This window comes from Coleofasciculus chthonoplastes PCC 7420, assembly GCF_000155555.1.
Taxonomy (GTDB): domain Bacteria; phylum Cyanobacteriota; class Cyanobacteriia; order Cyanobacteriales; family Coleofasciculaceae; genus Coleofasciculus; species Coleofasciculus chthonoplastes_A.
Genome location: NZ_DS989849.1, coordinates 59,106 through 73,521, shown reverse-complemented (window position 1 = coordinate 73,521; position 14,416 = coordinate 59,106). Strand labels below are relative to the sequence as shown.

General features: G+C 44.3%; 11 protein-coding genes and 1 pseudogene. 4 read left to right on the top strand and 8 right to left on the bottom strand.

What is annotated here, in order from left to right; translation table 11 throughout:
- Positions 1–13: 13 nt before the first annotated feature.
- Positions 14–805, top strand: a complete 792-nt coding sequence (locus tag MC7420_RS13855; protein WP_006101199.1) for a YdcF family protein — start codon at positions 14–16, stop codon at positions 803–805.
- Between the two features lie 260 nt (positions 806–1,065).
- On the opposite strand, the gene MC7420_RS13850 is transcribed toward MC7420_RS13855, so the two are convergent.
- The 5 genes from MC7420_RS13850 to MC7420_RS13830 form a co-directional block, all read right to left on the bottom strand.
- On the bottom strand, positions 1,066–2,295 hold the full coding sequence (locus MC7420_RS13850; protein ID WP_006101247.1) for an ATP-binding response regulator: 1,230 nt from the start codon (positions 2,293–2,295) through the stop codon (positions 1,066–1,068).
- 5 nt (positions 2,296–2,300) lie between these two features.
- On the bottom strand, positions 2,301–2,741 hold the full coding sequence (locus MC7420_RS13845; protein ID WP_006101218.1) for a response regulator: 441 nt from the start codon (positions 2,739–2,741) through the stop codon (positions 2,301–2,303).
- Positions 2,742–2,960: 219 nt separating this feature from the next.
- Positions 2,961–4,838: a sensor histidine kinase gene (locus tag MC7420_RS35180; protein ID WP_052307472.1), complete on the bottom strand. Its 1,878-nt coding sequence runs from the start codon at positions 4,836–4,838 to the stop codon at positions 2,961–2,963.
- Positions 4,839–5,004: 166 nt separating this feature from the next.
- Positions 5,005–7,398 (bottom strand): PAS domain S-box protein, encoded by a 2,394-nt coding sequence (locus MC7420_RS35175; protein ID WP_006101228.1) that lies wholly within the window; start codon positions 7,396–7,398, stop codon positions 5,005–5,007.
- A gap of 278 nt (positions 7,399–7,676) precedes the next feature.
- The gene (locus MC7420_RS13830; protein ID WP_006101240.1) at positions 7,677–8,012 is read right to left on the bottom strand and encodes a cupin domain-containing protein; all 336 of its coding nucleotides are present in this window, start codon (positions 8,010–8,012) and stop codon (positions 7,677–7,679) included.
- A gap of 286 nt (positions 8,013–8,298) precedes the next feature.
- Here MC7420_RS13830 and MC7420_RS13825 point away from each other — a divergent pair, with 286 nt between their 5' ends.
- On the top strand, positions 8,299–8,832 hold the full coding sequence (locus tag MC7420_RS13825; protein WP_063712012.1) for a DUF3122 domain-containing protein: 534 nt from the start codon (positions 8,299–8,301) through the stop codon (positions 8,830–8,832).
- Here MC7420_RS13825 and MC7420_RS13820 read toward each other — a convergent pair.
- A complete protein-coding gene (locus tag MC7420_RS13820; protein WP_044207179.1) occupies positions 8,822–11,425 on the bottom strand; it encodes a GAF domain-containing protein in 2,604 nt (867 codons plus the stop codon). The genes MC7420_RS13825 and MC7420_RS13820 overlap by 11 nt on opposite strands.
- Positions 11,426–11,834: 409 nt before the next feature.
- Here MC7420_RS13820 and MC7420_RS39725 point away from each other — a divergent pair, with 409 nt between their 5' ends.
- Positions 11,835–11,999: a hypothetical protein gene (locus MC7420_RS39725; protein ID WP_006101264.1), complete on the top strand. Its 165-nt coding sequence runs from the start codon at positions 11,835–11,837 to the stop codon at positions 11,997–11,999.
- 145 nt (positions 12,000–12,144) lie between these two features.
- Positions 12,145–12,372, top strand: a complete 228-nt coding sequence (locus MC7420_RS13815) for an indolepyruvate ferredoxin oxidoreductase subunit alpha (protein WP_044207178.1) — start codon at positions 12,145–12,147, stop codon at positions 12,370–12,372.
- Between the two features lie 335 nt (positions 12,373–12,707).
- Here MC7420_RS13815 and surE read toward each other — a convergent pair whose 3' ends face one another.
- Together surE and MC7420_RS13805 are read right to left on the bottom strand one after the other, a co-directional pair.
- A complete protein-coding gene (gene surE / locus MC7420_RS13810; protein ID WP_006101245.1) occupies positions 12,708–13,496 on the bottom strand; it encodes a 5'/3'-nucleotidase SurE in 789 nt (262 codons plus the stop codon).
- A gap of 128 nt (positions 13,497–13,624) precedes the next feature.
- Positions 13,625–13,864 (bottom strand): annotated as a pseudogene (locus tag MC7420_RS13805) (VIT domain-containing protein); the annotation flags it as partial.
- Between the last annotated feature and the right edge of the window lie 552 nt (positions 13,865–14,416).

Genomic DNA, 14,416 nt, shown 5'->3' with positions numbered 1-14,416 from the left:
ATTTAATTTTCGTATGTTTTTATTTCTCTCCAAGTTACTCCCCTTATTTGTGTATCCATTAGGACTTGCTTGCGTACTGATGGTTGTGGCGTTAGTCTTGTCCTGGAAACGCCCCCGCTTGGTTCCTATCCCTATCGCCTTAGGATTGATCATCTTGTTAGTCGCTAGCAATGGTTGGGTTGCCAATAGCATGGTTCAATCCCTAGAGTGGCAGCATATTCCACCCACAGAGTTACCCCAGGCGGAAGCGATCGTGATTTTGGGTGGGGCGACTCGATCCGCCATTCCGCCGCGCCCTGCACCGGATTTAAATGAAGCAGGCGATCGCGTTTTCTATGGGGCGCAGCTTTATCAGCAAGGGAAAGCCCCTGTGATTATTGCCTCTGGGGGGCGGATTGAGTGGCGGGGTGGGGGTTCTCCGGAATCAGCGGATATGGCTCAAATCTTAGAAATGATTGGCGTTCCTCCCTCAGCAATTTTGCAAGATCCGGCGTCTCTGAACACTCACCAAAATGCTGTCAATGTGCGAAGAATTTTACAGCAGGAAGGGATAAAAAAGGTATTATTAGTTACTTCTGCCATGCATACACCCCGCGCCCTGCGGGTTTTTCAACGTCAGGGGATTGAGGCGATTCCAGCACCGACTGATTTTTTGGTCACTCAACAAGAACTGAATGAACCGAATAGTAGTCTAGCGGCTATTTTATTGAATGGTTTGCCAGATGCTCAAAATTTAGATATGACGACCCGGGCGATTAAGGAATATATTGGTACAGCCGTTTATTGGCTACGAGGATGGTTATAAGCTGTTCGGCATTTAAACCTTAATATCAATAATGGCGCAATCCTTGCCGTAGTGCGAGCATCTTGCTCGCTAGATTGAGCATCTTGCTCGCTAGATTGAGCACATTGCTCGCTACTAATACCCAATTTAAATGAATGACAGCTTAAGAATGCAGAAATCCAAAAGCCCCGATAAGTGAAGGGCGGGTTTTGCTCTTCACTTATCGGTGAGAAGCTTACCTGAGTACCTAAACCCGCCCCTACAATATGACTTATTATTTATTACTTAATTAAAGGTAACGTCACTGTAAATGTTGTACCAAAACCAACCTCACTTTTGACTGTTATCTCACCCCCATGTAAATCAACACATTTTTTAACAATTGATAATCCTAACCCGGTTCCGGCAATCGTTCCCACATTCCCGGCACGACTAAAGGATTCAAATAATTTCGCTTGATCGGCTTGGGGAATGCCAATTCCTTTATCCTGAACCTGAAACACAACCTGGTTTTCTTCACAGCTTAAATTCAGCGTAATTTTACCCCCCTGCGGTGAATACTTAATCGCATTCGAGAGCAAGTTAGTAATCATTTGTCGTAGTAATTTAGGATCTAAATTAGCGCACTCACAACTCCCGTGATGCGTAAAAAACAACTGATGTTTCTCATCTACAGTAATTTGTAATCCTTCAACGATTTCCTCAAAAAAGCTAACTAAGTAGATCGGTTCTGGGTTGAACTCGACTTTCTCAAGTTCTGCCTTGTTAATAAATAACACATCTTCCACTAAAGCGGTTAGATGTTTAACGGAAAGCTGAATCCGCTGAAAATGTTTGCGCTGCTTCTCTGCATCCAATTTATGGAGATACCGTTCCAGAATTTCGGCAGATGAGTTAATTGTTGTCAAAGGTGTGCGGTATTCATGGGAAACGGTGGAAATAATTCGGGATTTGAAATGGCTGAGTTCTTGTTCTTGAGCCAGCGCCAGACGCAACTGAGATTCTAAGGTTCGTAATTGATCATTAGCTTGTTGGAGTTCACTGGTTCGTTCAGCGACGCGATGTTCGAGTTGTTCATTTGCCTGTTGTAATTGTTGCTCTTTTTGATTGAGTAATTGGATTGTTTTAGCCCGTTCAATCCCATAGCGGATAGAACGCACTAATAAATTACTGTCAAAATCACCCTTGACTAAATAATCTTGCGCTCCTTTCTGAACCGCAATTGTGGCTAGCGATTCATCTTCTAATCCGCTGAGAATAACAATGGGAATAGTGGGAAATTGATTGTACACCTGCTCAACGGTTTCCAAGCCGAAACTGTCGGGTAATGACAAATCCAATAAGATGACATCATAAGCATCTTGATCCCTCGGCTGTAGTACCTCTTGCAAACAGCGATGGTGAGTAATTTGGAACGGAGTTGACTTGATAAAATCAAGGAATTCTGTGATTAAATCAGCATCACCGAGGTCATCTTCAATGAGTAAGACTCGGATAGGATCGGTGTACATGGTAATTATTTGGGTGGAAGTTTGACAACGGTAAACCAGAAGTTTTCGATGGATTCGACAATTTTGATAAAGTCCTGCATACCCAGAGGTTTTGATACATAGCAGTTCGCACCCAAGTTATAGGACTTAAGAATATCGTCCTCAGCATCAGACGTGGTTAAAACCACCACAGGGATGCGTTTAAAGTAGTTGTCACCTTTAATATCTTGGAGTACCTCACGCCCATCTCGACGGGGTAGATTGAGATCCAGGAGAATTAAGTCTGGCGAGATAGCCTGAGTATATTTACCTTCTTGTCGTAAGTAAGCCAGCGCCTCAACTCCATCCCTGACACTATTGAGATTAATCTGTAATTTGGCATCTTCTAGGGCTTCTTCAATTAAGTCAATATCCCCCGGATCATCTTCAACTAGGAGAATTTCAATCGCTTTAGTTACTGGGTTCATCAAGCAGGTCATAACATACAGTGTTTGTGGATAATTTTCGCACTATTCCCAATTTATGACAGAGTTCCCAAAATCTGGAGAAAACTAACGTTATTTGTCATTGGTCATTGGTCATTGGTCATTGGTCAGGCTATAGGCTATAGGCAATAGAATAAGTAAGGTAGAGTTTTGTAGTTAACTTCCCCAGCTTCCCCAGCTTCCCCAGATCCCCCATCTCCCCTACACGGCGGGTAGTGTAAAGTAAAACGTGGTACCTTGTCCTAACTCTGATTCTACCCAGATTTGTCCGCCGTGACGTTCGACTATTTTTTTGGAGACGGCGAGTCCAATCCCTGTCCCTGGATACTCTTCCCGGTAATGTAGGCGCTGGAAAATGACAAAGATGCGATCGCAATACTGTGTGTCCATTCCGATACCATTATCCTGAACCGCAATCTGCCAAAATTGCCCCTCTCGTGTCGCGGTGATGTGGATGCGAGGCGGCTGTTGGGTACGGAATTTAATCCCATTGGTAATCAGGTTTTGCAGCAGTTGCGCCATTTGGGTGGGATTGGCGTTCACTTGGGGTAACGAGTCAGTGGTAATTATTGCCTTATTTTCTTTAATCAGAGGACTTAAATCTGCCAAGGTTTTCTTAAGAATGTGTCCCAAATCCGTGGGTTCGGGAATCAGTTCCGGTTTACTTACCCGTGAATAGGTTAACAAGTCGCTAATCAGGCTTTGCATTCTCTGTGTTGCATCGGTAATATAGGCGATATATTTATCGGCGCGTTCGTCAAGTTTACCTCGGTAACGTTTCACTAACAAATCACTGTAACTCCTAATTTTTCGCAGCGGTTCTCGTAAATCATGGGAAGCAACATAAGCAAACTGTTCTAAGTCTTGATTAGAACGGGCTAAATCTGCGATCGCGGCTTTGAGTTCTTGTCTGGCTTGTTTGCGTTCGGTAATATCTCGACACAGGGCTAAAATGCGACAGCCCTCGTCGGTGTCGATAACTCTAGCATTAATTTCAATCGGAATAATTGTACCATTGGCATGACAATAATCAGTCTCTAAATTTTGCACTGATCGTTCCACTAACGCCTTTTGTATTTCCGCCACATTGCGTTCTAAATCATAAGGCGCTATCCAATCGAGAACAGGTTTACCCAGAATATCGGACACATTACTCTGTCCAGTAACGCGAACATATTCCTGATTTGCATCTAACACTATACCCTGCCGATCAAGTACCACATAACCCGTCTGCGTGGTATCAATTAACGCCCGATATTTTGCCTCACTTTGCTGTAAAGCTTCTTCAGCGCGTTTGCGATCCGTGATATCACTAATTGAACCCGCCATTCGCGTTGGTTTACCCGTTTCATCCCAAATTGCTTGCGCCCTAGCATAAATCCAGCAGTAGTCCCCATATTTTTGGCAAAGGCGATATTCTATGGCATAAGGAACATGATTCTCTAAGTGATTTTGCATCGCCGCCATGACGCGATCGCGATCTTCTGGGTGAACTTTAGATTCCCAGAAATTATAATGATTTTCGCCTTCTTGTTCTTCATAGCCTAAAATCTGTTTAAACCGGGGTGAAAAATAAACCTCTCCCGTACTAATATTCCAATCCCATAACCCATCGCCTGACCCCCGAACCGCTAAAATAAATCGCTCTTGCGTTTCTCGTAATGATGTTTCTATGTCCTTTCGCTGGACAATTTGGGCAGCTAAATCATCATTTATTTGATTCATTTTGGTGGGACTGGGTAAGCTTAATGCTTGTGGGAGCATCGGGATTATTACCAAAGCTGTGTAAATAGAAATAATCGCGGTTATGGCTTTAATAAATCCCGATACCCAATAGATAGGATACCAAAGGGTCACAATTCCGATTAAATGAGTCGTACCACAGCTAATGATAAAGGCACTAAATAACCCAAAGACTCCTTTAAAGGGTACATCTTGCCGCTTTTGGATAAAGTACAGCAGCGTAATCGGAATCGAATAGTAGGCTAAGGCAATCAAGCCATCGGCAATAACATGCAGTCCGACTAAATTTGTTTGCCAGAGATAACAATGTCCGTGGGGAATATACATAATGGTCATTTGTCATTTGTCATTTGTCATTTGTCATTTGTCATTTGTTGCAGATAACTCTTACTCTATAGGGGCGGGTTTAGAGATATCAGGGTGAAAACCTTCCCGTTAGTGGTAAAACCCGCCCCTACAACTGTCATAATTTTTCCCATCTCCCCCATCTTCCTCATCTCCTCTACACAACAGGTAGAGTAAAGTAAAATGTACTACCCTGACCTAATTCTGACTCGACCCAAATTTTTCCGCCGTGACGTTCGACTATTTTTTGACAAATGGCTAATCCAATTCCTGTCCCTGGATACTCTTCCCGGTAATGTAGGCGTTGAAAAATGGCAAAAATGCGATCACTATAGCTGGGATCAATGCCAATCCCATTATCTTGAATGGAAATCTGCCAAAAATCATCCTGACAGTCAGCCTTAATATCAATTTGTGGCGGCTGTTCGCGGCGAAATTTAATCGCGTTAGCAATTAAATTCTGTAAGACTTGCCCAATTTGTAAGGAATTAGCTTGCACAATGGGAAGGTGTGTGGTATTAATAATTGCCTGATTTTCTTCAATCGCTGGACTTAAATCCGTTAATGTCTGCTGAAGAATTTCACCTAAATCAGTGGGTTCTAAAACCAGTTCATTGCGGCTGACTCGTGAATAGGTCAATAAATCCGTAATTAACGCCTGCATCCGGATGACACTATCGGTAATATAGCCGATATATTTATCCGCCCGTTCATCTAACTGACCCTGATAGCGTTTCACCAATAAATCACTATAACTCCTAATTTTCCGCAGGGGTTCTCGCAAATCGTGGGAGGCGACGTAGGCAAATTGTTCTAATTCTTGGTTAGAACGCTGAAGCTGTTGATTAAGTTGCTGGAGTTGTTCCTCATCGTGCTTACGTTCTGTCTGATCCTGCACCAGAGACAGAATAGAAACAACAGCGTTTGATTCATCAAACAACACAGAGTTATACCACTGGCAATATAATACATTGCCATCCTTAGTTAGATTACGGTTCTCAATAATCTCAGGTGGCGATTCTGGATTCAATAGGTTTAAAGCTTTTTGATGGACAAATTCAAAGTCATCCGGATAAACAAATTGCCAATCATTAAACTGTTTGCCCAGAACCTCCTCCGCCTTCCAGCCCAAAATACGCTCGGCTTGTTTTGACCAACCCTGGACACGAAACTGACTATCCCACTCTATCACTCCCAGGGGTGAATTTTCGACATGAAATCGTAATTGTTTATGGGCATTTTCTAAGTCAGCCGTTCGCTGTTCTACCCGCTGTTCTAAGTCTTCATTGGTTTGACGCAGGACATCCTCAACCCGTTTATAGTCAGTAATATCTTCAGCGATACCGAGAAGCAGTTTTGGTAATCCTGCAACCGTTCGAGAAAAAACCGTCTCTCGACTCCGCAGCCAGCGCCATTCTCCATTGGCATGTTTCATCCGATACTCAAGCGTGAGATGATCATCCTCGGTAAGCGTCGTCAAGTGCTTTTGATGTTCTAGAATGTGAGGAATATCCTCTGGATGTACCAGATGAGACATAAAATCTGTACCGATATCTTGAATATCTTGGGGTGTATACCCTAACAGTTCAACCGTAGAACGATTGGCATAAACATTGCGTTGTTCTATCACATCATAGAGGTACAAGATACCGGGTACTGTATCCGCGATGCGTTGACTAAAGTGCTGACTGTCGCGCAAGGATTGTTCGGCTTGTTTCCGGATAATAATATCACTACCAATCCCCAAAAATCCGACAATTTGGTTATCGGAGTTATATAAAGCGGTAATCGAAAGTAAAACAGGAAAGCGACTCCCATCGTGGCGAATATAAGTCCATTCTCGTTCATCAATCTCTCCCCGACGAGCCTTTGCGACAAACGCCTCAAATCCCGGTTGAATCGGAGTATTAAGTTCTTGGCAAAGTTCGTGCGATCGCTCTACAATTTCTTCAGGGTCATGAAATAGAGCAGGTGTAGTTTTACCCACAACGTCTGACGCCGAATAACCGAGCCATTTCTCAGCCGCTCGATTAAAGGTAGAAATTGTACCATCAACAGTAGTAGAGATAATCGTATAATTGGCACTATCTAAAATCGCTTGATTCAACGTCGCCAATTCTAGCAGCGCCTTTTCTGCCTGTTTACGCTCTGTAATATCCTGACCTGTAGCAATTACATATTCTACAGTCCCCTGTTCATTCAAACAAACCGTATCCATCCACGCAATCCAGCGCCAGTCTCCATCCCGTGTCACCCAGCAGCTTTCACAGGGTTGAGGGAAATTATCGGGGATTAAGTTATCAAAAATGGCTTGAATTGAGGCTACATCTTCCGGTAAGATTAATAAATCCCAAGCATATTTACCTTGGACTTCCTGGCGCAAATAACCCGTTAACTGTTCACAGGCGTGATTGAAATAAACAATTCGTCCTTGAGCATCGAGGATAACAATTAACGCACCGATTAAATCCAACATCGCTGCGGTTAACTCGCGTTGTTCCTTGAGGGCGTTAAGCGGAAGGGATTCGGGGGTGGGTAATGGTTGACTCATGAACATCCTTAGGCAAAAGCGGGATTAGCGTGACGGCTATACTAAAGTATTCCCGTTTCGCCGAGGGGATGTATCATATCTGGGTGAATTGGGGATTGGGGACATGTAGAGACGTGCCATTTTAATCTGTAGGGGCGCAAAGCTTTGCGCCCGATTCAATGGTAAAATCTATTCCACAATTTTAGCTGTGTAACGCCGCCATCGTGAGGAGAGTGAAGCGTAACGCAGCTTTGTTCAAGGCTGATTCTGGCTCTTGACTTCTCCTCTGATTTTCAACCTCATTCTTTTTTCCATAGCGTTAACAGAAACGCCAGATTTTGTTCCGCCTTTAAAGCATGGGGCGCATTCGCCTCCATTGAAATAAAAACGCCCGGTTCTAATTGAATCTCCTTACCCTCCAAAGTAAAGAGCCCCTTTCCTTCAATCACATTAATTGTGGCGTTACGAGGTGACGTATGTTCAGAAATACTCGTGTCCGCCGCTAGACAGAACAACGTGTGGTCACACTGGTCATCTTTATGAATAACTTTACTCACCACACCTCCTTCAGGATATTCTATGCGATCGCGCAGTTGCAATGAAAACGATGATTGGCTGGGAATTTGACTGGTCATGATGAATTTCTCCTATGGCACAATTTAAATAAGATATCCTATATTAGCGAGAATAAAGGGCGACCCGATAAAATTTAATGAATTTGAATTGTTAATTTAGGTGAGCAGGTCACCCCGACACATCTATCCTTGGTATTATTGATATTTGTTTCTGGCGGGGGTAACGAATGGGCGAAGTCTTCTGGGGAAATATGCAAACATCTTTGAGTTAACTTGATATCGATTACTTATGGTTAATCCTATTCAGCGATACTTTTCTTGGCTTCTAACGCTTGGTAGATTCCTCATGATATTACTCCTATTCCAAGCCACCTTCCTGACTCCGCCAGCCATCGCTGTACTGCGACAACACCAAGACGCACCGGGAATCATGCGCTATCACTCCCAGGAGTCGTTGAAAGATAAATCAGGACGAACTTGGCAGGTAGTTCTATTCAAAAAAATCATACCAGGTCAACCAACGCGCCTGAATCTGCGGTTAGTCGGCTTTCCGAGTATGGCTGAGTTTACCCATCCCCAATTCCTGGAAATTGCCACAGCAGGGGGTAAACTGCTCACCGCCCCTGATGTATTTGCTCAAGCCGCGCCTGCGCCTAATGTTGGTCAATATGATGTTACCGATGTCTTTGCCAAATTACAAGCTGATGAATCTCTGATCCTTTCCATATCCCTCAATCATGGACAACCCCTCTCCTTAACTATTCCCAAATCTCTAGTTATCGAGTGGCAATTATTGATCACAGAAATCGAGACAGATCCCCCTGACTTTTCACGTCATCTAGAAAAATCGATATCAAACCTAATGTCCCCTATTTTCTAGTCATCGTATGAACGCCATCCCAATAATCGGGAGGAGGATTATTCTGATAATGTTTAGCCCGTTCAATATGAATCAAAACCGGCTTATCATTAGGTTCAAGTTGATAGGCTTGTTCAAAATAAATAATTGCCTTCGAGAAGTCGCGACTTATGTATGCCTGACGCCCTTTAGCATACAGATCTAAAAATTTGTGGGTTTTATCATTAAGAGGGGTATCGATATCTTGAATCAAATGATAAATGCTGACCGCTTGGTTTTTCCCCTTCACGCGGATTTTATCAAGTTCCCGCACCCAAACATTATGGCGACAGAGGTTATAGGTATATTCACTAATGATAATATCGCAACCGTACTCTTTCGTAATACTTTCCAGGCGGGCGCTGAGGTTCACGCCATCGCCGATAACCGTGTAGTCCATGCGTTTGTGGGAACCAATATTACCCGACACCACTTCTCCCGAACTAATTCCAATCCCAATATGAATTAAAGGTTGGCGATTTCGCATCCGAGGTTCATTAAACTTGGCTAAACGCCAACGCATATCTAAAGCGGATTGAACCGCCATCCAGCCATGATTTTCTTTTAACGCCAAGGGAGCGCCAAAAACTGCCATCAGTGCATCACCAATAAATTTATCCAAGGTTCCTTTATGCTCAAATACCGATTCGACCATTGTTTCAAAGTATTTATTCAGGAGCGATACAACTTCCGACGCTCCCAAATTTTCGGTTAAAGTCGTATACCCCCGAATATCTGAAAATAAAATAGTGACATCCTTTTTACTCCCCTGCATCAGCGCATCTTCACCTAAGGCTAAGACTTCATCCGCCACCTCTGGAGTCATGTAGCGATACATGGTTGTTTTTAGCCGCTTTTCTCGACTAATATCTTCTAATACAACCAGACCCCCTCGCACCATTCCTTGGGGATTGGTTAGCGGATTAACTGTTAAATTAATACTCCGTTCAATAGGTTGGACTTGCTGTTTAGACAGGTAACCTAAAGACCCAGAATTATCATGAGCTTCATTCCACAAACTATAGGTTTTTGGGTCATTGCTTTTGGGAATAGCTAGGAGATAAAGATGAGTATCATCATGGGATTGGCAATAGGGGGGAGTATTCGGTATTTCTATATCTTCCAGGGGACATTGAAACAGACCGACCATTAAATTTTGCTCAGGAAGGTAATGCTTCGCCCCCGTAGTTAGGCTGTCTTGTAACCGAAATTGGAGAGGTTCAATGGGTACAACATCCCAGACGTAGCGATTGGTGAGTTTTTCCTCCCACAACTGACGGTTGCGATTGTCGAGTTGTTGTAAGGGACATCCCAGTAATCCTAGCGCCGCATCATTAATTGTCACAATCCGTCCCTGCATATCGGTAGAAATAACCGCATCAGAAAGGCTTTGCAGGATATCTTTTTGATATTGCTTCTCGATCAGAACATTTTCAAAAAGTTTGGCATTCTCTAGGGCAATTCCAGCTTGAATATTAAATGCCCGCATAAACTCTTCATCGGAGGTAGTGAAGCTGCCTTGATTCTTATTAATCAATTGAGTCACACCAATTAATTCGCCACCCGAGTTAAAGACAGGCATACAGAGAATATTGCGGGTGACATAGCCTGTTTTTTTGTCCGTCGTTGGATCAAAGCGAGGATCTTTATAGGCATCGGCAATATTCAACGGTTGACCCGTAGACGCCACATAACCGGCAATTCCCCGATTGGCTGAGATCCTGATTTCTACAATCTCTTTGCCATCAGCCGTCGTGACCTTACTCCACAGTTCCCCATCATCTTTACTTAGCATAAATAACGTGGAGCGGTCTGCTTGCATTAACTCCCGCGCTTGATCCATGACTAGACGCAGTGTGGCTTCTAGGTCTAAACTTTGACCCAGGTACTGGGTTGCCTTCAGGAGAGCGGCTGCACCGCGTTGGTTACGGGCTGCCATGTAGAACGATTGGCAGGTTTCCAGGATAATGCCAATCGAGGCGGCAAAGTCACGGAAGCGCTGTTCATCTTCTTCGTCAAAGGGTACACCCCCAGCTTTATTCAACAACTGCACGACAGCGACAATCTTTTTATTGCTACTGACAATGGGCATACACAAGAGGGAATTGGTATGATAGCCCGGAGATTCGTCAACTTCAGGATTAAACAGGGGATGGTTATAAGCTTCGGTGATATTGAGTGATTCGCCCGTCGTCGCCACATGACCCGCTAAACCCACATTTAGGGGAATGCGAACCTCCTTGGCGGCGTTGTCCTCACCTGAGGGAATTTTTGCCCAAAGCTGATCTTTGTCACCATCAACGAGGAAGATAGTAGTACGCTCAGCTTGTAGGAGTTGACCGATTTTTAGGGTAAACGCCTCCATCACCTGCTCCAGCATGGTTTCCAGCGCTTCATGGTTAATCATTTCCAGCGCCCGCAGAAATTGCTGAAATTCAGCGGTGATGAAGTCCAGTAAGCAGATAAATTCGGGAAGGGATAGGTCTTTAACTCGATGAGTTAAAACGCTCGTGCGATTGAGTTGGGTTAACTGGGTCAATGTAGCAAGAACGCTACCGGCATTAGACAGTGTCATAGTATTCGCTGTTGAACAGCTACTTTTTGCTCTGGCTGTCAGACGCACTCTCATGCACGTCTGGTTGACTGTTTCAGTCGGGAGATTTAAAACAAATAAGCGCAGCGATATCGGTGAACGTTGAAAAACGCTTCCGTTTTCAGTTAGTTTAGACCAATCTCAATTTTAGATACATTTATCTGTCTGAGTTGTTATTTGTTTTATATGCTTTATCATGCACTATTACCTCCATTGTCTCATCCTTCTGCCCTCCTCACCCCATGACCAGAGGGACTTCTGCTGGCTGAGTTGAGGATTGCCCTTAAATCATTCTGCACCCAGTTACAGCCAGACGCCAATAGATCGAGCAATACAGCTCTACCATTCCTAACCGAAAAACGCGGCAAAAGAGGTTTAAACTTGACTGGCTATGAAAAAACCCCCAAGTAATATCTTGCTTCAGGTTGTCATCGCGATCGCACTATTATTTGCGGCTTATGTCATTGGTGGCTTCCTGATCAAAACTCGTCGAGAAGTCAAAGATACACCAGAGGCGAGTCTCATTCCTATCAAATCCGCCCAATTAGACTTTTGATCAGACGCAAGGGAGAAATGTCAGCGTAATTTATGCCTGCACGAGGGTAGGAACGGTATCTCATGCAGTAACATAAAAGCCATGGGGAATTACCCGTTACCGAAATGACGTTTGCCCATGTCATGTAACTACGAGAGGGAATAGCGTGTCTCACACTATTGTTACGGAAACCTGCGAAGGGGTTGCAGATTGCGTCGAAGCTTGTCCCGTTGCTTGCATTCACCCTGGTCCCGGCAAAAATGTCAACGGGACAGACTGGTATTGGATTGATTTCGATACCTGCATCGATTGTGGTATATGCTTACAGGTATGTCCTGTAGAAGGCGCGATCGTTCCGGAAGAGCGACCGGAGTTGCAGAAAACGCCCCAATAAATTAGGGCTTGCTGAATAAATTGTGGTGGGGGTAGGGAGCAGGGGAAGCTGGGGAAGCTGGGGGAGCTGGGGGAGCTGGGGGAGCTGGGGGAGCTGGGGGAGCTGGGGGAGCCATAGTACATTTTCCCTGATAGCGGTGCAAGGGTATAAAAGGGTTTAACCCTTTTTCCTTGAACAGGAGCAAATATCAATACCACTCAAAGCCTTGATAGCTAAGGGTTTTGGAGTTGTGCAGCAAGCCCTAACTAGAAAAGAGTTTTATATGTAGGGGCGGGTTTTACTACTATCGTTTTTTGCCCACTCTAATGTCACTAAACCCGCCCTGTCTAAATGACTTAAAACTCTATACTCTGCAAACTAGAGACGCCAGCAATATCCGTCAGATTGTATTGCAGGGGCGTAATCGCAATATAGTTTTCCTTAACGGCTTGAACATCGGTAGCTAAATCGGGAGGAAGATGAGAATGAGGCGGTTGTTCTATATCTTCAATCACTTCACCCGCTAACCAATAATAGATTTTACCCCGTGGATCAACTCGTTTCTCAAAGGTATCGAAATAGCGACGAATTCCTTGGCGGGTAACCTTAACCCCAGCAATTTCCGCCTGACTCACGGGCGGTACATTGACATTAAGTAACATGACTTTGGCTAGGGGTTGCTCAGAGAGTCGCTCAATCAGGCTTTTGGCGAATGTGGCGGCGACGTGGAACTCCTTGGACGTATAGCTAGTTAGACTAAAGGCAATACTAGGAATTCCTTCTAAAACCCCTTCCATGGCGGCGGAAACAGTGCCAGAGTAAAGGATATCGGTGCCCAAGTTAGAACCGTGATTAATCCCAGATAGAACTAAATCGGGTGGATGATCAATTAAAGCTCCCAATGCTAACTTTACACAATCGGAGGGAGTTCCGGAACAAGACCAAGCTTTAACCGCTGGGTGAAAAATCGTATCAACCGCTTCGGCGCGAATGGGATCATGGAGGGTTAAACCGTGACCCGTTGCCGATCGCTCTCGATCTGGACAAACAACGGTAACATCATGACCCGCTTGTGCCAGTGTATCAGCCAAGGTGCGAATCCCCAAGGCAAAAATTCCATCATCGTTGCTGATCAGCAATTTCATCAAATTCCGTGTGACTCCTGACTACTTAGTCATCGAATGAACTATCCCCTTGTACTTCCAGCAATTCTTCCCAAGAACAGCTAAATTTTTCCTTTATTCTGCACACAGTATAGAGCTACCTGTAGGGGATCGCCCAGTTTAATCTCCATCTCATCCACCACCGCCGCATCGGGGAGAGGGAAGATATAGATAGCTTCTAAGGGTTCCCGGAAGGAATTTTCAAAGGTTTGGGTTACTTCGACGCGGGATAAATTCCCCGCCACCTTTGCCAGCACTTGCGTATGCTTCAAAGGAAAAACCAAAGCATGTTCCCCTGTTTTAGTGTATAGTCCACCAAGGGGTTTATGAGAGCGGAGCGTTGTATTCATAACCATGAGTACGTTCTTCACCAATGAGGGGCATCTATAATCAATGCTACTGTTGAGTTTTGGCGTTTCAGGAGTAGTTGACCCCTTATACTAGCGTTAGGGTTTTTCGTACATCCAAGGAAAATTAACAAATATAAAGAATGAGGGGTGGAGATCGTCATTCGTCCTTTGTAAAGGTTTGAGTTGTAGGGTGGGCTGTGCAACGCCAGACTTGAGGAGTGTGACATTCAACCTAACCCCCCAGCCCGGGAGAATTCAAAGCCTCTCTCCTTACAGGAGAGAGGTTTTCCAGATCCCGATCAAAAGTAAGGTTTATCCGCGACGAAATGATAAAAAAAGCTAAAGTCACGCAGCAGTCGGTGTGCAGTGCGTTAAAATCTATCGCAAGTGAAACAATAACACTATGCTAGCCTGATCTTGTCGCTCTCCCCCAAATAAGCTGTCATGCATTTAAATTGGGTATTAGTAGCGAGCAAGATGCTTGATGTAGCGAGCAAGATGCTTGATGTATCGAGCAAGATGCTTGATGTAGCGAGCAAGATGCTTGATGTA